At 74.4% G+C, this 23,537-nt stretch carries 22 protein-coding genes; 10 read left to right on the top strand and 12 right to left on the bottom strand.

Annotated features, from left to right (window positions below; genetic code table 11):
- Positions 1-58: 58 nt before the first annotated feature.
- Complete coding sequence (locus FE634_RS18480) at positions 59-619, bottom strand: Dps family protein (protein WP_137294507.1); 561 nt, start codon at positions 617-619, stop codon at positions 59-61.
- A gap of 85 nt (positions 620-704) precedes the next feature.
- Between FE634_RS18480 and FE634_RS18475 the strand changes: the two genes are divergently transcribed.
- The 4 genes from FE634_RS18475 to FE634_RS18460 are packed head-to-tail and all read left to right on the top strand — an operon-like array spanning position 705 to position 3,354.
- Positions 705-1,124 carry a phage holin family protein gene (locus FE634_RS18475; RefSeq protein WP_137294508.1) on the top strand — a complete coding sequence of 140 codons (420 nt, stop codon included), beginning with the start codon at positions 705-707 and terminating at the stop codon, positions 1,122-1,124.
- The gene (locus FE634_RS18470; RefSeq protein WP_138876722.1) at positions 1,117-1,326 is read left to right on the top strand and encodes a DUF3618 domain-containing protein; all 210 of its coding nucleotides are present in this window, start codon (positions 1,117-1,119) and stop codon (positions 1,324-1,326) included. The genes FE634_RS18475 and FE634_RS18470 overlap by 8 nt, the downstream gene beginning before the upstream one ends.
- A complete protein-coding gene (locus FE634_RS18465) occupies positions 1,323-1,631 on the top strand; it encodes a DUF4235 domain-containing protein (protein ID WP_137294510.1) in 309 nt (102 codons plus the stop codon). The genes FE634_RS18470 and FE634_RS18465 overlap by 4 nt, the downstream gene beginning before the upstream one ends.
- A 25-nt stretch (positions 1,632-1,656) precedes the next feature.
- Positions 1,657-3,354 (top strand): alkaline phosphatase D family protein, encoded by a 1,698-nt coding sequence (locus FE634_RS18460; RefSeq protein WP_148240866.1) that lies wholly within the window; start codon positions 1,657-1,659, stop codon positions 3,352-3,354.
- Between the two features lie 18 nt (positions 3,355-3,372).
- Here the strand turns inward: FE634_RS18460 and FE634_RS18455 are convergent, their stop codons facing one another.
- Genes FE634_RS18455 through FE634_RS21410 form a run of 4 tightly spaced genes read right to left on the bottom strand, consistent with a single transcriptional unit; the run spans position 3,373 to position 7,302 of the window.
- Complete coding sequence (locus FE634_RS18455; RefSeq protein ID WP_148240865.1) at positions 3,373-4,194, bottom strand: Fpg/Nei family DNA glycosylase; 822 nt, start codon at positions 4,192-4,194, stop codon at positions 3,373-3,375.
- Positions 4,195-4,204: 10 nt separating this feature from the next.
- A complete protein-coding gene (locus FE634_RS18450; RefSeq protein WP_138876721.1) occupies positions 4,205-5,053 on the bottom strand; it encodes an SCO6745 family protein in 849 nt (282 codons plus the stop codon).
- 9 nt (positions 5,054-5,062) lie between these two features.
- Positions 5,063-5,512: a barstar family protein gene (locus FE634_RS18445; protein WP_138876720.1), complete on the bottom strand. Its 450-nt coding sequence runs from the start codon at positions 5,510-5,512 to the stop codon at positions 5,063-5,065.
- On the bottom strand, positions 5,509-7,302 hold the full coding sequence (locus tag FE634_RS21410; protein ID WP_222847616.1) for a ribonuclease domain-containing protein: 1,794 nt from the start codon (positions 7,300-7,302) through the stop codon (positions 5,509-5,511). The genes FE634_RS18445 and FE634_RS21410 overlap by 4 nt, the downstream gene beginning before the upstream one ends.
- A gap of 78 nt (positions 7,303-7,380) precedes the next feature.
- Between FE634_RS21410 and FE634_RS18435 the strand changes: the two genes are divergently transcribed.
- On the top strand, positions 7,381-7,740 hold the full coding sequence (locus tag FE634_RS18435) for a sterol carrier family protein (protein ID WP_138876719.1): 360 nt from the start codon (positions 7,381-7,383) through the stop codon (positions 7,738-7,740).
- 3 nt (positions 7,741-7,743) lie between these two features.
- Here FE634_RS18435 and FE634_RS18430 read toward each other — a convergent pair whose 3' ends face one another.
- Entirely contained in the window at positions 7,744-8,328 is a 585-nt protein-coding gene (locus FE634_RS18430) for a hypothetical protein (protein ID WP_148240864.1), read from the bottom strand.
- A 446-nt stretch (positions 8,329-8,774) separates the two neighbouring features.
- Between FE634_RS18430 and FE634_RS18420 the strand changes: the two genes are divergently transcribed.
- Together FE634_RS18420 and FE634_RS18415 are read left to right on the top strand one after the other, a co-directional pair.
- Positions 8,775-10,124, top strand: a complete 1,350-nt coding sequence (locus FE634_RS18420; protein WP_137294517.1) for a dipeptidase — start codon at positions 8,775-8,777, stop codon at positions 10,122-10,124.
- Positions 10,125-10,211: 87 nt separating this feature from the next.
- Positions 10,212-11,645 carry an FAD/NAD(P)-binding protein gene (locus tag FE634_RS18415; RefSeq protein WP_138876718.1) on the top strand — a complete coding sequence of 478 codons (1,434 nt, stop codon included), beginning with the start codon at positions 10,212-10,214 and terminating at the stop codon, positions 11,643-11,645.
- 22 nt (positions 11,646-11,667) lie between these two features.
- Here FE634_RS18415 and FE634_RS18410 read toward each other — a convergent pair whose 3' ends face one another.
- A complete protein-coding gene (locus FE634_RS18410; protein ID WP_187366751.1) occupies positions 11,668-13,440 on the bottom strand; it encodes a sensor histidine kinase in 1,773 nt (590 codons plus the stop codon).
- Positions 13,441-13,580: 140 nt separating this feature from the next.
- Between FE634_RS18410 and purF the strand changes: the two genes are divergently transcribed.
- From purF to FE634_RS18395, 3 genes are all read left to right on the top strand, one after another.
- On the top strand, positions 13,581-15,122 hold the full coding sequence (gene purF, locus FE634_RS18405) for an amidophosphoribosyltransferase (protein WP_148240862.1): 1,542 nt from the start codon (positions 13,581-13,583) through the stop codon (positions 15,120-15,122).
- Positions 15,123-15,151: 29 nt separating this feature from the next.
- Positions 15,152-16,216, top strand: coding sequence for a phosphoribosylformylglycinamidine cyclo-ligase (purM, locus tag FE634_RS18400; RefSeq protein WP_138877233.1), 1,065 nt, complete (start codon positions 15,152-15,154; stop codon positions 16,214-16,216).
- A 134-nt stretch (positions 16,217-16,350) separates the two neighbouring features.
- On the top strand, positions 16,351-16,542 hold the full coding sequence (locus tag FE634_RS18395; protein WP_137294520.1) for a DUF3073 domain-containing protein: 192 nt from the start codon (positions 16,351-16,353) through the stop codon (positions 16,540-16,542).
- Between the two features lie 166 nt (positions 16,543-16,708).
- Here FE634_RS18395 and FE634_RS18390 read toward each other — a convergent pair whose 3' ends face one another.
- The 5 genes from FE634_RS18390 to FE634_RS18375 all read right to left on the bottom strand — a co-directional run bounded on the left by FE634_RS18390 (position 16,709) and on the right by FE634_RS18375 (position 23,508).
- Complete coding sequence (locus tag FE634_RS18390; protein ID WP_148240861.1) at positions 16,709-17,830, bottom strand: Leu/Phe/Val dehydrogenase; 1,122 nt, start codon at positions 17,828-17,830, stop codon at positions 16,709-16,711.
- A gap of 337 nt (positions 17,831-18,167) precedes the next feature.
- Positions 18,168-21,458 carry a response regulator gene (locus FE634_RS18385; RefSeq protein WP_187366750.1) on the bottom strand — a complete coding sequence of 1,097 codons (3,291 nt, stop codon included), beginning with the start codon at positions 21,456-21,458 and terminating at the stop codon, positions 18,168-18,170.
- A gap of 117 nt (positions 21,459-21,575) precedes the next feature.
- Positions 21,576-21,854: an HU family DNA-binding protein gene (locus FE634_RS18380; RefSeq protein ID WP_134766683.1), complete on the bottom strand. Its 279-nt coding sequence runs from the start codon at positions 21,852-21,854 to the stop codon at positions 21,576-21,578.
- Between the two features lie 144 nt (positions 21,855-21,998).
- Positions 21,999-22,160: a hypothetical protein gene (locus FE634_RS21225; RefSeq protein ID WP_170981631.1), complete on the bottom strand. Its 162-nt coding sequence runs from the start codon at positions 22,158-22,160 to the stop codon at positions 21,999-22,001.
- Positions 22,161-22,206: 46 nt separating this feature from the next.
- On the bottom strand, positions 22,207-23,508 hold the full coding sequence (locus FE634_RS18375; RefSeq protein ID WP_138876715.1) for a hypothetical protein: 1,302 nt from the start codon (positions 23,506-23,508) through the stop codon (positions 22,207-22,209).
- Between the last annotated feature and the right edge of the window lie 29 nt (positions 23,509-23,537).

The following is a 23,537-nucleotide window of genomic DNA, read 5'->3' as shown; positions in this document are numbered from 1 at the left end:
CGACGGGTCAGCGGTGGACGTGCGGTGACCCGTCAGTGATCACTGACGGGTCGGCGGATCACTCGGCCGCGGCGCTGGCGGCTTCCTGCTCGGAGCCGGCGCCGGCGGTGCTGAGCGCGCCGCTCTTGTCCTCGAGGTGCGCGCGGACGAACCAGTGGAACAGCTCGAGCTTGTCGGTCTGCCCGATGAGCATGTCCTGGCTGACGACGTCGAGCTCCTCGAGCTCCTTGATCGCGTCGCGGTAGCTGGTGATCACGCCCTGGTAGACGAGGTCGAGGGCGCCGAGGTGCTCCTGCGTGGTCGCGCGACCGATGGAGTACTCCTCCCAGGTGCGCTCCGCGACCAGCACGCCGGGCGTGCCCTGCGGGGAGCCGCCGAGGGTCGCGATCCGCTCGGCCAGCGAGTCGCTGAAGGCGCGGACCTCGTCGACCTGCGGGTCGATCATCTCGTGGACGGCGATGAAGTGCGGGCCCACGACGTTCCAGTGGACGTGCTTGAGGGTCAGGTGCAGGTCGTTGGTGGCGTGGAGCCGCCCCTGCAGCAGTTCGACGACCCGCTCGGCGTCCTCGGTCGGGATGCCGGGGGTGGTGTATCGGAGCTTGCCGGTGCTAGTAGCCATGCTTCGAACGTAGCCACGCGCGCGTGGACACACGTCACCGGAAGGGGTGGACCCCGGGCCCGGGCCCGCGCCTAGCGTCGCTGGAATGAGTCATCCCCAGCAGCCGGCCGGTCAGCCCGGCGAGGCCACCAGCACCGGGGAGCTGATCTCCCGGCTCTCGGACCAGTCGAGCCAGCTGATCCGTGACGAGATCCGCCTGGCCCAGGCCGAGACCGCGCAGAAGGTCAAGCACGGCGTCACCGGCATCGCGGGCTTCGGCGTCGCCGGGCTGCTCGCGCTGTACGGCGTCCTCGGGTTGCTCGCGACCGCCGTCCTGGGTCTGGCCGAGGTGCTGCCCGCCTGGCTCTCGGCGCTGATCGTGTCGGTGGTCGTCCTGGCCGCCGCGGCGGTCGCCGCGCTGCTCGGCAAGAAGGAGATGGGCGAGGTCGGGGGAGTCGCCCCCACCCGGGCCGTCGAGGGCGTCAAGCAGGACGTCGACACGTTGAAGGGCGGACACCATGAGTGACTCCAACGACCCCGAGGCCATCCAGGCCGACATCGAGCGCACCCGCGCCGACCTCGCCGCCACCGTCGACCAGCTGACCGGGCGGCTACAGGAGCGCAAGACGCAGGCCAAGGACCTCGGGGTGAAGGTGGCCGCCGGTGGCGCCGCCGTCCTCCTGCTCGTCGTGGTCGTGCGCGTCGTCCGGTCGAGGCGGTCGTCGTGAGGCAGCAGCCGAAGGTCGAGGCGCAGGGCGGCAAGGCCGCCCGCGTGCTCTACAAGCCGTGGGGCATCGTGGGCAGTATCGTGGCCGCCCTCATCGCCCGCCAGGTCTTCACCGTGGTGTGGACCAAGGTCGTCCCGGTCGACAGCGAGGACCCGCCCAAGCCGCTCGAGTCGGAGTACTCCCTCGGCCAGGTCGTGCTCGCCGCGACCATCCAGGGGGCCATCTTCGCCGTGGTGAAGGCGCTGTTCCAGCGGGCCTCCGCACGCGGGTTCCAGCGTTGGACCGGCGAGTGGCCGGGCGACTGAGGCCGCTCCTGGTAGGCATGTCCGCATGACCTCCCTCGTGCTCGGTCCCCTCCTCCGGCACGTCGACGAGGTCTCCGCCTCGATCTGGGTGGAGGTCGACGGCCCCGCCCGGGTGCGGGTGACGACCGAGGGCGGCCCCTCGGCCGAGGCGGCGTCGTTCGCCGTCCACGGCCACCACTACGCGATGGTCTGCCTCGACGGGCTCGAGCGCGGCCGGCGCTACCCCTACGTCGTGACCGTCGACGACGAGGTGGTGTGGCCCGACCCCGGCTCCGACCTGCCGCCGTCGGTGGTGCCGACCCTCGACCACGGCAAGCCCCTGCGCCTGGCCTACGGCTCGTGCCGCACCTCGGTCGGTCACGACGAGAAGGGCAACGCCACCCACGGCGTCGACGCCCTGCGGGCCTTCGCGCTGCGGATGGCGGGCCTCACCGACGCCGGCGCCGACGACCCGGACCGCTCCCACGGCGACGGGCCGCGCTGGCCCGACCTGGTGGCGTTCCTGGGCGACCAGGTCTACGCCGACGAGACCACGAAGGAGATGCAGGCCTTCATCGAGCAGCGCCGCGGTCTCGACAGCGAGCCGGGCGACGAGCTCAAGGACTACGAGGAGTACGCCCACCTCTACCGGCTCGCCTGGTCGGACCCGGTCAACCGCTGGCTGCTCTCGACGCTGCCCAGCCTGATGATCTTCGACGACCACGACATCCGCGACGACTGGAACACCTCGCGCGCCTGGAAGGACGAGATGGAGGCCACCTCGTGGTGGCACGACCGGATCGTCGGCGGGCTGGCGTCGTACTGGGTCTACCAGCACCTGGGCAACATGACGCCGTCCGAGCGCGCCGACGACGCGATCTGGTCACTGGTCGTCGAGCACGCCGACGAGCCGGGCTTCGACGTCAGCGACGTCCTCGACGCCTTCGCCGACCGCGCCGACCAGGAGCCGACGTCGTACCGCTGGAGCTTCGCGCGCGACCTCGGCCCGCAGGCCCGCCTGGTCGTCGTCGACTCCCGGGCGGCGCGGGTGCTCGAGGACGACGAGCGCAGCATCCTCGACGACGAGGAGCTGGCCTGGCTCGACGGCCAGCTGCGCGGCGACGTCGACCACCTGCTCGTGGCGACCTCGCTGCCGTTCCTGCTGGCGCCGGGGCTGCACTACGTGGAGGCCTTCTCCGAGGCCCTCGCCGGCGGCGGCTGGGGACGGCGTCTGACCGGCCTGGGCGAGAAGATCCGCCAGACCGTCGACCTCGAGCACTGGGCGGCGTTCCAGAAGGGCTTCGGCGAGGTCGCCCGGATGACCCTCGAGGTCGGCCGCGGCGAGCGCGGCCGGGCCCCGGCGACGATCACCTTCCTCTCCGGCGACGTCCACCACAGCTACCTGTCGGCGGTGAAGCCGCTGCCCGGCGTGCGCAGCCGGATCCTCCAGGCGGTCTGCTCGCCGATCCGCAACCCGCTCTCGCGCAAGTGGCGCTTCGCCACCGCCGCCCTCTCCTACGGCGTCGCCGGCCCGCTCGGCCACGTCGTGGCCCGGTCGGCGAAGGTGCCCGACGCCCCGTTCTCGTGGCGGCTGGTCGAGGGCCCCTGGTTCGACAACAACCTCGCCGTCCTCGAGGTCCACGGTGAGGGCATCCGGCTCTGGTGGGCCACCGGCAAGGTCGAGGACGACGTCGACCGGCCGCGCCTGGTGCGCGTCTCCGACGTCTCGATCGACTGCCCCTGACCCTGACCGGCGCGGCCCTCAGGCCGGTCGTCGCGTCTCGGGGCCCGGGCCGGGCTGGCAGTGCGGGCACCACCAGGTGCGGCGGTTCGCCGGGTCGTTCGCGAGCTCGGCGACCATCCGCACCTCGGTGCCGCAGCGCAGGCACGGACGCCGCTGCCGGCCGGCGACCCAGTGGTCCTCGCCGCGCCGGCTGGAGCCGGTGGTGACCTGGTAGGCCCCGGGCACCAGGGCGGAGTGGCGCAGCGCCGTCGCGGCGCGCGCGACCAGCCGCTCGACGTCGACCGAGCCGATCGGCGTCCAGGGGCTGACGCCGGTGAGGAAGGCGAGCTCGTTGACCCACAGGTTGCCGAGGCCGGCCACCCGGGTCTGGTCGAGCAGCGCCGAGACCAACGGCAGCGAGGGGTCGGTGCGCAGCCGGCGCACCGCCTCTGCGGCGTCCCAGTCCTCCCGCAGGGGGTCGGGCCCGAGGTGGCCGATGATCGAGGCCTCGTCGGTGGTGGCCACCAGGGCCAGGTCGTGCAGCCGCAGTCCCCACGCCGTCGAGCCGGAGTCGAGCACCAGCACCAGCCGGACCTCGTGCTGCAGCCGCCGCGGCAGCTGCTTGCCGGGCCCGGTGACCGACCACTCGCCGTCCATCCGCAGGTGGCTGTGCAGGGTCACGTCGCCGGAGAACCGCGTCAGCAGGTGCTTGCCGTGGGTGGCGTGCTCGAGGACCCGGCGCCCGGCCAGGTCGCGGGTCGCCAGCCTCGGGACCCGCAGGTCGGAGCGGACGACGGTGCGCCCGAGCAGCGAGCGGTCGAGCCGCCGCGCGAGCTTGTGGACGCTGTCGCCCTCGGGCACGCGACGGTCCTCAGGCGAAGACGCCGGCGGGGAACGCCCCGGCCTTGAGCGCCCGGATCACCAGCGGCTTGCCGATCGCGCCGAGCCGCTCGCGGCCGGCCTCGCCGAGGGTCGCCCACGGCGCCAGCGCCAGCTCGTCGGTCGCGGCCTCGATCGAGGCGCGCAGGGCGACGCCGGCCTCGGTGAGGCCGCCGCCGGCGTCCACGAGCCCGCGCTCGGCGAGCGAGGAGACGGCCCCGGCCCACTGCTCGTCGGACCAGCCGCGGGTCAGCTTCGCCGCGGGCTCGGTGAAGCCGGTGCCGGTCGCGGTGTGGGTCACCAGCGACTCCAGGCCGGTGAGACCGTGCGAGAGCAGCGCCGCGACGTGACCGTCGCCGCGGTACTCGCGCAGCAGGCTGAGCCCGTGCCACAGCGCGAGGTGCGGCTCGTCGGGCCAGGCGAGGTCGGCGTGCGCGGCGTAGAGCGGCCGGCCGGCCGGGTCGCACCCGGCGACGGCGGCGCGGGTCAGGTCGGCGGCCTCGGCGATCTCGGGCGCGGCGACCGCCTCGTCGCCCAGCAGTCGGCGGTAGGCCGCGTCGACCGCGCGGAACCGGGCCGCGACCACGTCGGCCGGTGCCGCGGCCGCCCAGACCGCCGGGACGAGCCGGGCCACCAGGGTGGGGTTGAAGACGAAGAACGTCGCTGTGACGGTGCCCGCGCCCACGGCGCCCATGGGAGCCGAGCGCGACGCGAAGTAGGTCGCCCTCCCGGTCCGGACGCCGAGCGCGACGAGCTCGGCGTCGACCTCCGGGGCGAAGTAGCTGAGGGCGTGCAGCGTCTCGAGGGTGCGGGCCGTGCGGCCGGCGGCGGTGGCGTCCACGGCCCCTGTCTACACGGCGGTGGCCTGTCCGGCCTGCGCCAGCCGCGACCAGAGCGCGTCGTCGGCCCCGGCGGGCACCTGCAGGACGGTGCGGAACGAGCGCGGCTGCCAGGCCTCGTGGGCCCGGACCAGCGAGCCCAGGAGGCTCGGCAGCTGGTCGGGCTCGTCCGCGAGGGCCAGGTGCGCGTCGCAGACCAGCAGCAGGTAGTCGGTCGCGGGCGCCCAGTCGAGGTCGAGGAGGCAGTCCTCGAGGGCGGCCCAGTTGCCGCCGAAGTAGTACGGGAGCTGCAGCGCGGCGCCGAGCTCGTCGAACGCGGCGCGGGCGGTCGCCATGCGGTCGCCCCGCACCCGCCAGGTGCGGGCGTCCGGGTACTCGCCCTGGAGCCGGGTGTAGGTCTCGGCGAAGGCGCTGGGGTCCTCGACCTGGACGTGGAGCGCCTCGGGCGCGGTCAGCCTCACGGCGCGAACTTGCGGAACGTCTGGTAGTGGTCGTCGGTGTAGTAGAAGCGGCCGTCGCTGCCCTTGACGAACCGTCGACTGCCCCGGTCGACGCCGGGTCGGTAGCGCTGCACGTCGTACTCCCGGTAGGTGATGGCCTTGTTCTCGGCGGTCCTCGCCGGCAGCAGCATGTCGGGCAGCTTCCCCTGGTTGGTGAACCTCCGGTTGCCGGCGAAGCCGTTCGTCGGTGGCCGCGCCGAGCCCTCCTTCGGCTGCGCGTCGCGGACGATGTCCTCCTTGGTGACCCCGGCCGGGAGCGCCGGAGGGCCGCAGGTCTCGTCGAGCCACGCCCGGCCACCGCGCGCGAGGTAGGCGTCGAGGTCCGCGGCGTCGTGCCGGGCGCTGGTGACGAGCCACTTCACCACCCGTGCCCCGTCGAGCCTCGCCGCCCGGTAGATCCGCAGGAGGACCTTGGTGTCCCGGCAGCGCTGGGTGATCTGGTCGAGGTCGTCCGGGGTCGTGTGGGCCATCGCGGTCGCGAGGCCGTCGACGCTGGCGAGCCGGTTCACGATCGTGAGGAGCTTCTTGGTGTCGTAGCCGACCTTGAGCACCTCGGTGATGGAGCGCTTGGTCGAGGCCCGCTTCTGCAGCTGCTCGACCAGGTCGGCCTTCTGCCTCGGCGTGCCCGAGGTCAGGGCGGCGGTCGCCCTGCCGGGGTCGAAGGAGGTCTTGCGGTCGATCTCGCTGGAGAGGCCGTCGAACTTGGCCTCCACGAGGACGCCGTCCCGCGGGATCGCCGGTCCGAGGGAGAGGATGTTCTGCCACAGCTGGCACATCGCGCTGTTCATGACGTCGGTCGAGCCCGTGGTCCGGAACTCCTCGACCCCCTCCCGGATCTCGGTCTCGGTGCGTGGCTGCAGCCGCTCCATCCAGGCGATGTCCTCGCGGGCCCGCTCGAGGAGCGGCATGATCGCGGCCTGCACCGCGCCGAGCCCGGCCTCGACCTGCTCGGGGGTCTCGAGGCTGCTCACCCTCAGCCCGGCCAGGGCCGCGGAGGCGGCCGACGCGAGCTGGTCGAGGGCGTCCTGGTCCCAGCTGGCGACCGCGACCGCCTCGGCCGCGGTCTGCCGCGCCCCGGCGAGCACGGCGGCCAGCCCGTCCCTGCGGCGGGAAGCCTCGGTGCGCAGCTCGCCGAGCTCCGCGAGGCGGGCCTCCCGGTCCGCGAGCCCGCCCTGGTGGTCGTCGAGCGCCGGTGTCGCGCCCGACACGGGCGTCATCGCCTCCGTGCGGGCCCGGCGCCCGGCGAGCAGCTCCTCGAAGCCGGTCGCGCCCAGCGCGCGGTTCCGGGTGACGGTGGCGCCGATGCGCTGGTGGTCGACGCCGCCGCCCAGCCCGAACTGCTGCGCCTCCGCGGTCGCCCGCTGGCCCGAGGAGGTGAGCAGCGCCTCGCCGTGCGCGCGTTGCGCGCCCTCCTGGGCCGCCTCCTGGTCGACGTCGGCGCGCGACCTCCCGGTCGCGCGGGCGCGCTGCTGGCGCAGGGCGGCGGCCAGGTCCGGACCGCCCGGTGTCCCGGGTCCGCCGTCGGTGCCCCGGTCGCCCCGGTCGCCCCGGTCGCCGTGGTCACCCTGGAGGCGACGGATCCGGGTGGGCTCGGTCCCCGGACCCGGCACGGGGTGGGCCTCGGCGAGGCGCGCGACGGCGTCGGGGTCCTCGGGAGGGCTGGGCGTGGCGGCCGGCGACCGCGTCGACGGGCTCGTCTCCGTCGTGCGGGCGGTGCGTCGTCGTCGTCGTGCGATCCGGGAGCCGGCCACCCTCGCGATGCTAGACCCGGGCGGCCGCGGCCGGGGCGGAACGGCACCACTGCCGTCCACGCCGTAGCCTCGGTCGACGTGGCCGCCCGACTCCGTCCTGCCGATCCCGCCCTGGTGCGCGAGGCGACCGAGCGCCTCGCCTCCGGCAGCCACGAGCGGGCCGACCTCAAGCTCCTGGTCAAGCACTACCTCGCGGTGCTCGAGGACCGGGCGCCCGGTCGCTCGGTCGAGGTCCGGGTGCCGCCCTACGCCGCCGTCCAGGTGATCGAGGGGGTCCGTCACACGCGCGGCACCCCGCCCGCGGTGGTCGAGACCGACGCGCTGACGTGGATCGCGCTCGCGACGGGCGCGCTGGCCTGGATCGACGCCCTCACCCACGCCCGGGCCTCCGCCTCCGGCGAGCGCACCGACCTGACGCCGTACCTCCCGCTGACCTGAGCGTCAGCGGGAGATCTTGAAGGTGCTGCACCCGCCGTCGGTCACCTCGCCGGTCAGCGAGTCGACCGTCGCGTCGGGGACGTCGGCGCGCAGGCCCACGAAGGAGTAGCCGGTGGGCCGGTCGAGCCACTCGGTGCCGGCCATGACCAGCTCGCCGCCGGTGATCGTGCCCTCCATCAGGAACGCGCCGTTGGGGACGTCGGGACCGTTCCGGGTCGGCCCGAACTCGAAGACCGCCTGGACGCCGTCGCCGTCGCCGAGGGAGGCCATGGTCAGGCTGAGCTTCGTGGGGCCCTGGGGGCACCGGTAGGTGCCCGTCCAGGAGCCCCCGATCTGCATCGCCTCGAGGCTGGGCCCGGCCGAGGTGGAGGGGTCGGGTGCCGTCGGGGCCGACGGGGCCGCCGACGACGGGGCCGCCGAGGAGGGGGCGGGCGACGTCGGCGCGGCCGGGCTGCTCGGCGAGGGCACGTCGCTGCTCTCGGTCGCGCTCGACGACGTGCCGGGGTCGCCGGCCTTCTCGTCCTCGTCGTCACCGCCGGCGAGGACGAACGCGGTGACCGAGCCGCCGACCAGCACGATCGCCAGCACCGCCGCGGCGATGATCCACGGCAGCCTGGAGGATCCCCCGCGGCCCGGCTGGTGGCCGCCCGGGCCACCCGGCGGGTAGCCACCGGGCGGTCCGCCCTGCCACCCGGGACCGGGCTGCTGCGGCGGCCAGCCCGCCGGCGGTCCCGACGGCGCGGCGCCGTACCCCGGCCCGTACCCCGGCCCGGACGGCGGCCCGGACGGCGGCCCGGACGGCGGTCCCGAGGGCGGCCCGTACGGCGGTCCGGACGGGGGTCCGGACGGCGGTCCGGACGGCGTAGGGGGCGGCTTGCCCGGTCCGCCGGGTCGCCCGACCTGCGTCTCGGCGGAGTGCGGGTCCTCAGGGGGGCGCTGCGACATCGGGGCTCCAGCAGGTGTCGACGACGTGGTCGCAGCGCATCATGCCCGGGCGCGGGGTGCTTCACGCCCGCCGGTCTAGATTGGCCGGCATGACTGCTGCGAGCGACGCCATCCGTGCCCAGGTGACCGACCTCATGCCGGGCATCCGGCGCGACCTCGAGGACCTCGTGCGGATCGAGTCGGTCAGCGCCGACCCGGCCCGCGCGGCCGAGGTGCAGCGCAGCGCGGAGGCCGTCGCCGAGCTGCTGCGCGCCGAACGCTTCGCCAGCGTCGACATCGTCTCGGCCGACGGTGGTGCCCCGGCCGTGATCGCCCACAAGCCCGGCCCCGACGGCGCGCCGACGGTGCTGCTCTACGCCCACCACGACGTCCAGCCGGAGAACGACCACGCCGACTGGGACAGCCCGCCGTTCGAGCCGACCGAGCGGGGCGAGCGCCTGTACGCCCGCGGCGCGGCCGACGACAAGGCCGGCATCGCCGCCCACCTCGGCGCGCTCCGCGTGTTCGGCGACGACCTCCCGGTCAGCGTCACGATGTTCATCGAGGGCGAGGAGGAGGTCGGCTCCGACACCCTCCCGGCGCTGCTGGCCCAGCACCAGGAGGCGCTGCGCGCCGACGTCATCGTGATCGCCGACTCCGGGAACTGGGACATCGGCGAGCCGGCGCTGACCACCAGCCTGCGCGGTCTCGTGCGGGTCGACGTGGAGGTGCGCACCCTCACCCACGCCGTGCACTCCGGCATGTGGGGCGGCCTGGTGCCCGACGGGATCATGGCCCTGACCCGCCTGCTGTCCTCCCTGTACGACGACGAGGGGGCCCTGGCGATCGAGGGCCTGCACAGCGGTCCGGCGGCCGACGTCGAGTACCCCGAGGTGCGCCTGCGGGCCGAGAGTGGCGCGGCGCCCGGCGTCGACTGGATCGGCCGCGGCCCGGTCGTGGAGCGGCTGTGGACCCAGCCGGCCCTCACCATCACCGGTCTCGACGCCCCCCGGGTCGACGGCGCCAGCAACACCCTGACGCCGGCCGCCCGCGCCCGGCTCAGCCTGCGCGTCGCCCCCGGCGACACCACCGAGAACGCCCTCGCCCGGCTGACGGCCCACCTGGAGCAGCACGTCCCGTGGGGCGCCGGCCTGACCGTCACGACCGTCGACACCGGCGAGGCGACCTCGATCGAGGCCACCGGACCCGCCTACGACGCCGCGCGCGCGGCCTTCACCGAGGCCTGGGACGGCACCGAGCCGGTCGACATGGGCGTCGGTGGCTCGATCCCCTTCATCGCCGAGTTCCTCGAGGCGTTCCCCGAGGCCAGCGTGCTCGTCACCGGCGTCGAGGACCCCGACACCCGCGCCCACGGCGCCAACGAGGGACTGCACCTCGCGGAGTTCGAGAAGGTCGTGCTCGCCGAGGCGTTCCTGCTGCGCAACCTCGGCGCCCTCTAGGACGGCTCCGGCCGGGCCCGGTGACGACCCGCCGTCCGGGGGTGGTCGATTACCGGACTTTCTGTACTTGGTCGCTAGGATTACGCCATGTCTGTCGCGCCACTCCAGGTCCCGTCCCGCACGCAGGACCCCCGGTCCGTCCACCGGACGGCGATCATCGGCGGCGGGGCCAGCGGCGTCCTGACCGCGATCCAGCTGCTCTCCAGCAGCGACAACCCGCACCTGCGGGTCGAGATCCACGAGGCCAGCGGGATCGTCGGGCGGGGCATCGCCTACGGCACCAACGACCCGCACCACCTGCTCAACGTCCGCTCGCGGCACATGAGCGCGTTCGCCGACGTCCCGTCGGACCTCATCGACTGGGCGCGCGCGACCGGGCGCAGCCAGGACCCGCAGGCCTTCCTCCCGCGGCTGGACTTCGCGACCTACCTCCAGGACCGGCTCGCCTCCGTGGCCGACTACCGGCTCAGCATCCGCGCCGGCCGGGTCGACGACGTCGTGCCGCACACCGACCGCCACGGGGCGGGGTTCGACATCCACGCCCAGGACGTCGTCACCCACGCCGACAGCGTGGTGCTCGCCTACGGCAACCGCCGTCCGCAGCCCCTCGTGATCGACGGCGACGCGCTCCCGGCGGCGCCCTGGCACCTGGCCGACCCGTGGAACCTCGCCGGGCTGCGGATGCTGCCCGACGACGCGACGATCGTCGTCGTCGGCACCGGCCTGACGGCGGTCGACACCGTCATCACCCTGCTCGAGGAGGGCCCGGGCCGCCGGGTGGTGATGGTCAGCCGCCACGGCCTCCTCCCGCACCAGCACGTCGCCCAGCTCTCGACCGCGTGGGTCCAGCCGGTGCCGGAGGGCCCGCTGACCGCCGACCTGCTCGCCGAGCACGTGACCGAGCAGGTCGCGGCGGCCGCCGCCCAGGGCGTCGGCTGGCGCGCCGTCGTCGACGGGCTGCGCGCCGCGACGCCGTCGCTGTGGAAGCGGCTGCCGATCGAGGAGCGGCGCCGCTTCCTCGCCGTGCACGCCCGCGAGTGGGAGACCCGCCGGCACCGGATGGCGCCCGAGGTCGCCGAGCGGATCCGCGTCTACGCCGACGACGGCCGCCTCAGCGTGCTCGGCGGCGGCCTGCTCTCGATCGCCGACCGCGGTGCCACCTGCCAGGTCCGGATCGCCGGCGTCGCCACCCCGCTCGTCGCCGGCGCGGTCGTGAACTGCACCGGCCCGTCGACCGACATCACCCGCAGCGACGACCCGCTGCTGCTCGCCCTCCGCGAGCGCGGCCTGGTCCGTCCCGACCCGCTGCTGCTCGGCATCGACACCACCGACGAGGGCCGCCTGGTCGGCGACGACGGCACCGTGGCGCCCGGGCTGTTCGCCGTCGGCCCGCCGCGCAAGGGCACCCTGTGGGAGTCGACCGCGATCCCGGAGATCCGGGGTCAGGCCGCCGACGTCGCCCGCGGCATCCTCGGCCTCACGGGGGCCCGCCGGGTCGACACCGCGGCCGCGCCCGCCTGAGCGCCCGCCCGGGCGGGACCGCTCAGGCGGCGTCGGGCCGGGGGAGGAAGACCCGGAACGTGCTGCCCTCGCCGAGCTCGGACTCGACCTCGATCCGGCCGCCGTGCCGCTCGACGATCCGGGCGCTGATGGTCAGCCCGAGTCCGGTGCCGGGCTGGGCCACGGCGTCGGGGTTGGTGGAGCGGAAGAACTCGGTGAACAGCCGCTGCTGGTCGGCCTCCGAGATCCCGATGCCGTCGTCGGCCACCGCGAGCTCGACGACGTCGGGGTGCTCGACGACGCGGACGGTGACCGCGCGTCCGCGAGGGGTGTACTTCACCGCGTTGCTCACCAGGTTGGTCAGCACCCGCTCGAGGTCCGCCGGCGAGCAGCACGCGAGCACCGGGTGCCCGGGCGCGTCGACGCGGACGTCGAGGTCGCGCCGGCTCGCGGCGGTCCGGAGCAGCTCGAGGGCGCCGTCGACCATCGGGCGCACGTCCATCACCTCCGACGGCACGGCCGCCTCGGGGTCCTCGACCTCGGAGAGCTCGAGCAGGTCGTCGACCAGCCGGCCCATCCGGCGCGCGGCCCGGTCGAGGGCGCCGAGGGAGCGTCGTCCGGAGCCGGTGATCCCGGGGTCGCCCTCCAGGATCTCGACGTAGCCGGAGACCGCGGTCAGGGGGTTCTTCAGCTCGTGCGACACCGTCGAGAGCACCTGCGACTTGTACGCCGCCAGCTGCCGCAGCTCGCCGACCAGGCGCTGCTCGCGGGCCAGGTTGCGGGAGTTCACCACGGCCTGGCCGATGTCGCGGGCGATGTCGAGCGCGCCGGCCCGCTCGTCGGGGCTCCACCGCATGGCGGGGTCCTTGCGACCGAGCACCAGGTGGCCGAGGCTGGCGCGGCCGGACCCGAGCGGCACCACCATCGCCGAGCCGAGGCCGAGCAGGGCGACGGCCTCGGCCAGCCGGGCGTGGGTCTGGTCGTCGAGCAGCGGGTCGCGCTCGATGTCGGGCCCGCTCAGCAGCACCCGCTGCTCGGTCCAGCAGCGGCGCGCCACGGCGCGGATGGTCTCCTTCAGCTCGTGGGCCAGCCCGGACGACGGCGACCCGGCACCCGGAAGCTCCGGCGTGGAGTAGGTGCGGATCTCGAGGTAGTCGGCGCGCAGCCCCTCGAGCAGCGGGTCGCGGCAGTCGTCGAGCACGCTCTCCAGGTCGTCCTGCGACGTCGCGAACCGCACCACCCGGCGCGCGGCCTCGGCCAGCCGGATCCGCTCGGCCAGCTCCTCGCGCTCGATGGCCATCCGCAGCGTGCGCTCGGCCTGCGCGGCGTACCGCTCGAGCAGGTGGCGCTGGGTGACGTCGGGCCGCCGGCCCGAGATCGGGACGTCGATCGACAGCACGCCGATCATCCGGCCGCCCTCGTCGTACAGCGGGGCCAGGAGCAGGTCGAGCGGGTGCCAGGCGTCGACGGCGTCGACGGTCTCCATCTGCGGGATCCAGCCGACCGCGGTGTCGCCGTCCGCGATCCGGTCGTGCGGCACGAAGCGGAAGCGGCCCCAGTCGTCGGCGCGCTCGAGCTCGGGCAGCACGAGCGAGATCGGCGTCGCGACCCCGGCCATGGCGTCGGTGGCGTCGTTGCTGCCCTCGACCGAGATGGAGTACATGTGCTCGCCCACGACCACGCTGATGATCGCGATCTCGAACCCGACCATCTCCGCCACCGAGGCAGCCACCAGTGCCATGGCGTCGCGGGAGCCGACGTCGGACCACGTGGTGACGTCGATGCGCGCGGGGGAACGGGGGCGGCCGTCCGGCACAGGGGGATCCTGGAGGGGAGGGGAGGGGAGGGGCGGGTGCCTCCAGGGTACGACCGTGGGCCGCATCCGTCCCCGGTTCGTCCACCGTCGCCGTTGGGGGACCGGGGCCGAGCCTCGACTAGGATGCGGTCGTGCCCTTCATGAGCAGTCAAGGCTCCAGGCCCGGTGGCGACGGCCGCCTCACCGCAGCACTCGACCCGCACGACCAGGGCCCACAGGACGCCTGCGGCGTCTTCGGGGTCTGGGCGCCGGGCGAGGACGTCTCGAAGCTGACCTACTTCGGCCTCTACGCCCTCCAGCACCGCGGCCAGGAGTCGGCCGGCATCGCGGTGAGCAACGGCCGCCAGATCCTCGTCTACAAGGACATGGGGCTGGTCTCCCAGGTCTTCGACGAGACGACGCTGGCCTCGCTGAAGGGGCACCTGGCCGTCGGCCACGCCCGCTACTCGACCACCGGCGCGAGCACCTGGCAGAACGCGCAGCCGACGTTCCGCCCGACCGCCGACGGCTCCATCGCCCTGGGCCACAACGGCAACCTGATCAACACCCACGAGCTGCGCGAGATGGTCGACGCCCTCCCGGGCCCCGACGACGAGCTCGACCTCCACACCCGGCCCGTCGAGGTCTCGACCAACGACACCGGCCTGGTGACCGCGCTGCTGGCCCACCACCCCGACACCTCGCTCGAGCAGCGGGCGCTCGAGGTGCTGCCGCTGCTGCGCGGCGCGTTCTGCTTCGTCTGGATGAACGAGAACACCCTCTACGCCGCCCGCGACCCGCAGGGCATCCGCCCGCTCGTGCTCGGCCGGCTCGACCGGGGCTGGGTCGTGGCGAGCGAGGACGCCGCGCTGGCGACGATCGGCGCCAGCGTCGTCCGCGAGGTCGAGCCCGGCGAGATGATCGTGATCGACGAGAACGGTCTCCGCTCGCACCGCTTCGCCGAGCCCGACCGCAAGGGCTGCGTGTTCGAGTACGTCTACCTGGCCCGCCCCGACGCCACGATCAGCGGGCGCAGCGTGCACGAGTCCCGGGTCGAGATGGGCCGCCAGCTGGCCCGCGAGTTCCCCGTCGAGGCCGACCTCGTCATCCCGGTGCCCGAGTCCGGGACGCCGGCCGCGGCCGGGTACGCCGAGGAGTCCGGCATCCCGTTCGGCCAGGGGTTCGTGAAGAACGCCTACGTCGGACGCACCTTCATCCAGCCGAGCCAGACCCTGCGCCAGCTGGGCATCCGGCTCAAGCTCAACGCCCTCGACCACATGATCCGCGGCAAGCGGATCGTCGTCGTCGACGACTCGATCGTCCGGGGCAACACCCAGCGCGCCCAGGTGCGGATGCTGCGCGAGGCCGGCGCCGCCGAGGTGCACGTGCGGATCTCGAGCCCCCCGGTGAAGTGGCCGTGCTTCTACGGCATCGACTTCGCCACCCGTGCCGAGCTGATCGCCAACGGGCTCAGCCCCGAGGAGATCGCGGCCAGCATCGGCGCCGACAGCCTCGGCTACATCTCCCTCGAGGGGATGGTCGACTCGACCAAGCAGGCGGCCTCGCAGCTGTGCCAGGCGTGCTTCACCGGCGAGTACCCGGTCGAGCTGCCCGACGAGAGCCTGCTCGGCAAGCACCTGCTCGAGACGTCGATCGCCTCGCCGACGCACGGCAAGGCGCTCCCCGTGCTCAACAACCCGTGACCGACCCCACCACCCCGAACGGACCGACGTTGACCGAGCAGAACGCCTACGCCCGCGCCGGCGTCGACATCGAGGCCGCCGACACCGCGATCGAGCTGATGAGGGCCTCGGTGGCCAAGGCCTCCCGTCCCGAGGTGATCGGCGGGCTCGGCGGCTTCGCGGGGCTCTTCGACGCCACCGCGCTGACGCAGTACACCCGCCCGCTCCTCGCGACGTCGACCGACGGTGTCGGCACCAAGGTCGCGATCGCCCAGGCGATGGACAAGCACGACACCATCGGCTTCGACCTCGTGGGCATGGTCGTCGACGACCTGGTGGTCTGCGGGGCCGAGCCGCTGTTCATGACCGACTACATCGCCACCGGTCGGGTCGTCCCCGAGCGGATCGCCGCGATCGTCAAGGGCATCGCCGAGGCGTGCGTCGAGGCCGGCTGCGCGCTCGTGGGCGGCGAGACCGCCGAGCACCCCGGGCTGCTCGCGCCCGACGAGTACGACGTCGCCGGTGCCGCCACCGGGGTCGTCGAGGCCGACCGCCTGCTGGGCCCGGGCCGGGTCCGCCCCGGCGACGCCGTCATCGCGATGGCGTCGTCCGGCCTGCACTCGAACGGCTACTCCCTCGTGCGCCAGGTGCTGCTGGCCGACGCCGGCTGGTCGCTCGACCGCCACGTCCCCGAGCTGGGCCGGAGCCTCGGCGAGGAGCTCCTGGAGCCGACCACGATCTACGCCAAGCACTGCCTGGCACTCGCCGACCAGGTCGAGCTGCACGCCATGTCCCACGTCACCGGCGGCGGCCTCGCGGCCAACCTCGCGCGGGTGCTCCCGGCCGAGCTGCGCGCGAGCGTCGAGCGGGCCACCTGGAACCCCCAGCCGATCTTCGACGTCGTCCGCCAGGTGGGCTCGCTGAGCCAGGCCGACCTCGAGATGACCCTCAACTGCGGGGTCGGGATGATCGCCCTGTGCCCCCCCGACTCGGTCGAGGCGGCCCTGCACCTGCTCGACGGGCTGGGTGTCCGCGCGTGGGTCGCGGGGCAGGTCGACGTCGACCCCGAGCAGTCCGCGACCGTGCGGATGGTGGGCCAGCACCCGGACTGGTAGGAAAACGTCGTCCGAACGTGATCCCGACGTGCCGGAACAGACAGCGAACAGGTAGCGTTGCCCCCACGAGATCCTGTTGAGAGAGTCCGGGACGCCATCGGCGCCCGGCCAAGTGTGCGAGGGGGCTGGACCCTATGGGCCGCGGCCGAGCGAAAGCCAAGCAGACGAAGGTCGCGCGCGACCTGAAGTACCGGACGCATGAGACGGACTTCGGGGCGTTGGCCAAGGAGCTGCACGGTGGTGAATCCGACGACGTCGACCCGGTCGACCCGGTCGAGGAGCCAGACGAGTGGTCGGGCTACGCGCCCGACCGCTCCCGCGATTGACCCTCGTGACGGTGCTGCGCCGCCGTCCCTGAGGCTCGCACGCGCCTGACCCGTGTGGTGCCGCCGTGGTTCGGTGCGCCCGCGGTCCGGCGGCGACGTCCGTGACCGCACCGCCACCACGGCCCGCTCCCACGACGGGAGCGCGCCGCGGTGGGCGGTGCGGGTCTCAGCCGAGCCAGATGCCGCGCAGGCGGCCGACCTCGCGCATCCGGCGCTCGGCGAGCCGGTCGGCGGCGGTCGCGGGCGGGACGCCGTCCGAGGCGGCCAGCTCGAGGACGGCGCGGGTGGTGTCGTAGATCCGCGCGGCGCGCTGCTGGGCCCGGGCGAAGGAGAAGCCCTCGAGCTCGTCGGCGACCTGGATCAGGCCGCCGGCGTTGACGCAGTAGTCGGGGGCGTAGACGACGCCGCGGTCGGCGAGGGCCTTCTCGACGCCCGGGTGGGCGAGCTGGTTGTTGGCCGCGCCGCACACGACGCGGGCCGAGAGCACCTCGACGACCTCGTCGGTCAGGGCGTGTCCGAGGGCGCAGGGGGCGTAGACGTCCAGCGGCGAGGCGACCAGCGCCTCGGTGGACTCCGCGACCCGGACGCCGGCGTGCTCGTCGCGGACCCGGTCGAGCGCCTGGTCCGACACGTCGGTGACGACCACCGAGGCGCCGGCCTCGACGAGGTGGCCGACGAGGTGCCGGCCGACCTTGCCGACCCCGGAGACGCCGACCACGCGCCCCTCCAGGCTGTCGGTGCCCCAGGCGGCCTCGGCCGCGGCGAGCAGGCCGCGGAAGACGCCGTAGGCGGTCAGGACCGAGCTGTCGCCGGCGCCGCCGTGGGCGACCGTGCGGCCGGTGACGTGCCGCGACTCGCGCGCGACGTGGTCCATGTCCTCGGAGTAGGTGCCGACGTCGCACGCCGTCAGGTAGCGCCCCGAGAGCGACTCCACGAACCGGCCGTAGGCCCGCAGCAGCGCCTCGGACTTGAGCGTGGCGGGGTCGCCGATGATGACGGCCTTGCCGCCGCCCAGGTCGAGCCCGCCCAGCGCGGCCTTGTAGGACATCCCGCGGGAGAGGTCGAGGACGTCGGCCAGGGCGTCGGCCGTCGTCGCGTACGGGTGGAAGCGGGTGCCGCCGAGGGCCGGGCCGAGGGCGGTCGAGTGGATCGCGACGATGGCGCGCAGCCCGGTGGCGGCGTCCTGGCAGAAGACGACCTGCTCGTGCTCGGCGCCCAGCTCGAAGACGTCGGCGGGCAGGGACGGGGGTGACGACGTGACTGACGTGACTGACGACGTGACTGACATGGGTGGTGTCCGTTCGGTTCGGTGCGACGGTCACCGGATGAGGCGACCTGGGCGGTCCGCAGGGGTGGCGCGGATCACACCACCCTAGGACACGCCCCGCCTACCCCCGCTGACCCGTCGCTGATCACTGACGGGTCACCCATCTCTTGGCGCTGACCCGTCGCTGATCACTGACGGGTCACCCACCTGTTGGCGCTGACCCGTCGCTGATCACTGACGGGTCACCCACCTGTTGGCGCTGACCCGTCGCTGATCACCGACGGGTCACCCTCCTCCTGGCGCTGACCCGTCGCTGATCACTGACGGGTCAGCGGGGGTGGGGGTGGTGGTGATTGGCTCAGGGGGTGGGTGGACGCCGGCCGGGCAGGTCGACGCCGACCAGGGCCTCGACGCCGATGACCACCGCGTGGCGCAGCGCCAGCAACAGTGCGTCGGCGCGGTCGAGGGAGCCGTCGCGAGCGGCCTGCTCGAGGTCCTCGGCGGTGGCGCCGACCCGCCGCAGGCCCAGGTTGAGCGCGCTGCCCCGCAGCTGGTGGGCGCCCTGCACGGTGCCCTCGACGTCGCGCTCGGCGACCGCGCGCCCGATCTGCTCCATGGACTGGTCGATGCGCGCCAGGAACGACATCCGGCCGCGCTCGAAGAAGCTGACGCCGTCCTTGACCAGCTCGTCGAGGAGCTCGACCCGCTCCACGTCCAGGACGTCGTGGTCCGCCGAGGCGGGCGGCCCGGCGGCGGGGACGGGTGTCTCCGGGTGGCCGGCGTCGGTGCGCGTCCCCACCGCCCGGGCCAGGGCGACGGCGAGCCGGACCGGGTCGACCGGCTTGGTCAGGAAGTCGTCCATCCCGGCGTCCAGGCAGCGGTCGCGCTCACCGGGCAGGGCCGAGGCGGTCATCGCGATGATCGGCACGCGGTGGCCGGTCTCCACGGCGCGGACGGCCCGGGTGGCGCCGAAGCCGTCGAGGCGCGGCATCCGGCAGTCCATCAGGACGACGTCGAAGGCGTGCCCCGGACGCAGCGCGATGACCGCCTCCTCGCCGTTCTCGACCGCGACGACCGTGCACCCGAGGTTCTCCAGGACGCCGATCGCGACGAGCTGGTTGACGGCGTTGTCCTCGACCACCAGCACGTGCAGGTCGAGGCCGGTCCCCCCGGGCCGGACGGCGCGCGCCGGCCGCTGCCGGCGGGTGCGGGCCGGCGCGCCCCCGGCGTCGTCTCCTGTGACGGCGACGCTGGCGGTGACGGTGGCCGCGACGGTGTCGGTGACGGTGTCGAGCAGGTCCTCGTGCAGCGCGGCCACGCGCACGGGCTTGGCCGTCACCGTGCGGAAGCCGGCCTCGCGTGCCGTCGCGGGGTCGACGCCGCCGTCGGCGGCGACCAGGACGAGGGCGACGTCGGGGAGGCCGGGGTCGAGGCTGATCCGGTGCCCGAGCGCCAGCCCGTCGGTGCCCGGCAGGTCGAGCTCGACCACGGCGAGGTCGAACGGCGTGCGGTCGGCCGCCGCCGCGGCGAGCGTCGCGATCGCGTCGGTGCTCGAGCCGACGACGACGGGGGACAGGCCCCACTCGCTGAGCTGGCGGGCGAGGAACGCCGCCGCGGTCGGGTTGTCGTCGACGACGAGGACCCGCAGCCCGTGCAGCGGCTGGAGCGGCGGCAGCGCGGTGTCGGCCCCCGGCGGAGCCGCCCGGAGGCGGGCGGTGAACCAGAACACGCTGCCCTCGCCCGGCGTGCTCCGGACGCCGATCTCGCCCTGCATGGTCGTGACCAGCCGGCGCGAGATCGTCAGCCCGAGCCCCGTGCCGCCGTGCTTGCGGGTGGTCGACAGGTCGGCCTGGGTGAAGGCGTCGAAGAGCCCGTCGACGTCGGCCGGCGCGATGCCGACCCCGGTGTCGCGCACCTCCACCTGCAGGACGACGTGGCCGTCGTGCTCGTCGGGGTCGGGACAGGTCACCTCGATGACGACGGTGCCGGCGTCGGTGAACTTCACCGCGTTCGAGCCGAGGTTCGCGATCACCTGGCCGAGGCGCACCGGGTCGCCCAGCACGGTGCGGGGCACCCCGGGCCCGTAGCCCGCGACCAGGTCGAGCCCCTTGACCCGCGCCGGCGCGGCGAGCAGGCCGACGGTCTCGTCGACCAGGGCGCGCAGGTCGAACTCGGTGACCTCGAGCTCGAGCTTGCCGGACTCGACCTTCGACAGGTCCAGGACGTCGTCGATCAGCGCCAGCAGCGTGAGGCCCGCGCTGCGGACGCCCTGGGCGTAGCGCAGCTGCTGGTCGTCGAGGGCGGTGCCGAGGAGGAGGTCGTTGAGCCCGATGACGCCGTTCATCGGCGTGCGGATCTCGTGGCTCATCATGGCCAGGAACTCCGACTTCATGCGGGAGGCGGTCATCGCGTCGTCGTGGGCCTGGGCGAGCCGGGCCGCGGCTCGCTCGCGCTCGGCGACCCAGGCGAGCTGGTCGCTGCTCTGGGCGACCAGGGACAGGGTGGCCGCGCTCGGCGTCTCGGTGTCGGCGAGGAGCTGGTAGACGTAGACGACCTCGTCGTCGGTGACGACCGGCACCGACAGGATGCCCGTGCCGGGGCGGTCGGGCAGCGGTGCCATCTCGAGGCGACGGCTGCGGCGCGCGACCTCGGCCAGCTCCACGTCGGCGGGCGGGAGGTCGGGCCCGCCCGGGTGTGCCAGCCGGCCCTCGACGAGCGTCGCGTCGGGACCGGTCGCGAAGTACCCGATCGCGCGCCACCGGCTCACGCCGCGGAGCACGCGGTCGGACTCGGTGAGCGCCTCGGCCACCGTCGCGGACCGGTTGGCGGCGGCCGCGAGCCGCTGCAGCATCTCGACCCGGCGGGTGGCCTCGCCGGCGGCGTGGTCGGCGGCCTGGAGGTCGGTGATGTCCTGGCTGGTCCCGGTGGCGCGGACCACGGCGCCGGCCTCGTCGCGCTCGAGCACGCCGAAGTTGCGGATCCAGTGCACCGCGCCGTCGGGGGTGGTGACCCGGCCCTCCCAGGAGAAGTCGTCGCCGTGCTCGAGCGCCTCGAGGATGACGGTGCGGCCGTGCTCGGCGTCCTCCGGGTGGAACGCCGACAACCCGGCCTCCCAGCTCCCGCCGAAGGAGTCCGGGTCGACGGCGAGGATCTCGAAGAGCTCGTCGGACCAGGTGACGTGGTTGCGCCGCAGGTCCCACGTCCAGCCGCCGAGGCGGGCCATCCGGCCGGCGGTGGAGAGCTGCTCCTCGCGCAGCCGCAGCTCCTCGAGGAGCCGGCGCCGCTCGGTGTACTCGGTGAGCCGGTGCAGGTAGGTGCCGGGGGCGCCGGGCACCGGGGCCCAGCTGACGAGGGTCCAGACCGAGCTGCCGTCGCGCCGGGTCAGCCGGACCTCCTCGTTCTCGCCGCCGGGGTGGCCCGCGCGCATCTGCTCCAGGTGGCGCTCGAGGTCCTCACGGCCCTGGGCATCGACGAGGTCGAGGGGGGAGAGCGCGAGCAGCTCGTCGAGGGGGTACCCGACGAGGTCGGCGAGGCGCTGGTTGGCGTAGCGGGTCACCCCGTCGGTGCCGAGCAGCCACAGGCTGTCGGGAGTCGCGTCGACCATGCTGCGGAGCAGCGCGTCGTCCGGCCCGAGCCGCATCCCGTCCATCCAGGACATCATCGCTGCTCCGGGCCGCCGTGTCTCGATCCTGGGGGAGGAGTCGAGGACGACGGAAGCCGGCCCCGCGTGGCGGGACCGGCTTCGACGTGGTGCGTGGTGCGTGGTTCAGCTGCCGGAGACAGCCTTCTTCAGCGCGGACCCGGCCTTGAAGGCGGGAGCGGTGCTCGCGGCGATGTCGATGGCCTCGCCGGTCTGCGGGTTGCGGCCCTGGCGGGCGGAGCGCTCGCGGGTCTCGAAGGTGCCGAAGCCGGGCAGGGTGACCTTGTCGCCCTTTGCCAGGGCGCCGGTGATGGCGTCCAGCACGGCGGTGAGGGCCTGGTCGGCCTGGGCGCCGCTGAGGCCGGTCTCGGTCGCGATGGCCTCACGAAGCTCGGTGCGGTTCATGGGAGTTACTCGTCCTCTCGGTGGTGGTCAGGGGTGCGGACCCCAGGGAAGTGAGGTCACGCAGCAGCCGACCGTAGCGCAGTCCGGGTGGTCACCGGGCCACCAGGGCCGCAACCGCGGGCCGCGGCGCCGCCGGCGGCACCCTCAGCGGGCGAGCAGGCCCTGGGCCAGGAAGCACGCGACGGTGAGGGCCAGGATCGCCATCATGGCGAGGATCGCGACCCGGTCGTGGTCGAGGTCGGCCCGCCGGCGGGGCGCGCCCGCGTGGTGCTCGTGGTGGCTCGTGTCGTGGTGCAGTGCGCTCATCGCTGGGCTCCCGTGACCGTCAATGGCTAGTGATCTACTAGGGATACTACGGGACGACGGGCAGCTGCACCACCAGGTCCCCGTGGGTGCCGTAGTCGAGCAGCGGTCCACCGGCCGGGGTGCCGTCGAAGCCCACCACGGCGGGGCCGCCCGGCCTCGGCACCAGGGTCGGCCACGGGATGTTCGTGGGGTAGTCGGCGTCGAGCGTGCCCCGCTGGCGCAGGTCGAGGTCGTAGACCGGGTAGGCCGCGCGCCGTCCCCGGGGGTTGTCGCGGCCGTCGGAGGCCAGCACCGCCCACTCCTCGCCGAGGCGGGTCAGCGTCGGTCCCTCGGTGGCGGTGCGGTCGGTGGCCGCGGCGCGCAGCCGCAGCCGGTCGAGGTCGCGACCCTGGGCCAGCACCGGGTGGAAGGAGAAGAAGCGCCGCGCGCTCACGTAGGTCGCCAGCCAGCCGCCGTCGGCGCGCACCAGGTGCGGGTCCCAGCGGCCCACCGAGTCGAGGCCCTCGACCGGGAGGTCGAGCGGGACGGTGTCGAGCACGTGGTGGCCGTGCAGCAGGTCGACGTCGGCCGTCTCGGTCGCCAGGGTGGTGGTCACCCGCGGGTTCGTGCGCTTGTCGAAGTCGCCCCACGTGCTGGTCGCGACCAGCCACCGGTCGCCGTCGCGCACCAGGTGGGTGGCGTGGTCGCCGAACGTGCCGGGCCGCTCCGGCCGTCGGAAGAACAGGTCGGCGCGGTGCTCCACCTCGAGCCGCAGCGGGTCCAGCGCCCAGACCGAGGTGTGGCCGGTCCGGAAGCCGCCCGGCCCGGCGCTGGTCGCGGTGAGCAGCACCCGGTCGCCGTCGAGGTGGGCGGTCCCGTCGGCGTGGGTGACCGTGCGGACGTCGCGGAACCCGAGCTGGCCGAAGGTGCCGGTGCGCTCGCCCTCGGCGCTCAGCCCGGCCAGCCAGTCCTCGTCGTGGACGTCGGGCGCGCCCGGCAGCAGCGTCAGGTCGACCACCGCGCGGGCCACCCACGTGCCGGCCTCGCGCACGAACGCCGCCAGGTACGGACCGGTCAGGGCCAGGGCCAGGGTGGTCGGTGAGACGCCGTGCCCGTGCCGGCGGCTGACGTGGCGGCTGACCCCGCCGGTCGCGTCGCCGACCTCCAGGGCGACGACGGCGCCGTCCCACGTCGCGCGGAAGGTCGTGCGCCCCGAGCGCAGGACGACGTCGGCGGGCGCCGGGCGACCGGCGGCCAGGTCGCGCTCGGCGGCGACGAAGGGCGCGGGCCCGACGCGGCTGCCGGGCTGGACGACGTCCACGGGACGCAGGCGGGCGGCGGTGCGGAAGGCCGGGAGGGAGGCGGGCACCCCACGAGCCTAGGGAGGACGGGTCGGCG

This window comes from Nocardioides sp. S-1144 (assembly GCF_005954645.2).
Taxonomy (GTDB): Bacteria; Actinomycetota; Actinomycetes; order Propionibacteriales; family Nocardioidaceae; genus Nocardioides; species Nocardioides dongxiaopingii.
Note: the sequence above shows the minus strand (reverse complement) of the source record. Positions and strands in the feature narration are given on the sequence as shown.

Excerpts from the sequence above, each read along its gene's own strand:
- FE634_RS18385 (WP_187366750.1), bottom strand. The coding sequence starts at position 21,458 with ATGGACGGGATGCGGCTCGGGCCGGACGACGCGCTGCTCCGCAGCATG.
- FE634_RS18480 (WP_137294507.1), bottom strand. The coding sequence starts at position 619 with ATGGCTACTAGCACCGGCAAGCTCCGATACACCACCCCCGGCATCCCG.
- purF (WP_148240862.1), top strand. The coding sequence starts at position 13,581 with ATGAGCAGTCAAGGCTCCAGGCCCGGTGGCGACGGCCGCCTCACCGCA.
- FE634_RS18415 (WP_138876718.1), top strand. The coding sequence starts at position 10,212 with ATGTCTGTCGCGCCACTCCAGGTCCCGTCCCGCACGCAGGACCCCCGG.
- FE634_RS18420 (WP_137294517.1), top strand. The coding sequence starts at position 8,775 with ATGACTGCTGCGAGCGACGCCATCCGTGCCCAGGTGACCGACCTCATG.
- FE634_RS18395 (WP_137294520.1), top strand. The coding sequence starts at position 16,351 with ATGGGCCGCGGCCGAGCGAAAGCCAAGCAGACGAAGGTCGCGCGCGAC.
- FE634_RS18390 (WP_148240861.1), bottom strand. The coding sequence starts at position 17,830 with ATGTCAGTCACGTCGTCAGTCACGTCAGTCACGTCGTCACCCCCGTCC.
- FE634_RS18475 (WP_137294508.1), top strand. The coding sequence starts at position 705 with ATGAGTCATCCCCAGCAGCCGGCCGGTCAGCCCGGCGAGGCCACCAGC.
- FE634_RS18460 (WP_148240866.1), top strand. The coding sequence starts at position 1,657 with ATGACCTCCCTCGTGCTCGGTCCCCTCCTCCGGCACGTCGACGAGGTC.
- FE634_RS18470 (WP_138876722.1), top strand. The coding sequence starts at position 1,117 with ATGAGTGACTCCAACGACCCCGAGGCCATCCAGGCCGACATCGAGCGC.
- FE634_RS18380 (WP_134766683.1), bottom strand. The coding sequence starts at position 21,854 with ATGAACCGCACCGAGCTTCGTGAGGCCATCGCGACCGAGACCGGCCTC.
- FE634_RS21225 (WP_170981631.1), bottom strand. The coding sequence starts at position 22,160 with ATGAGCGCACTGCACCACGACACGAGCCACCACGAGCACCACGCGGGC.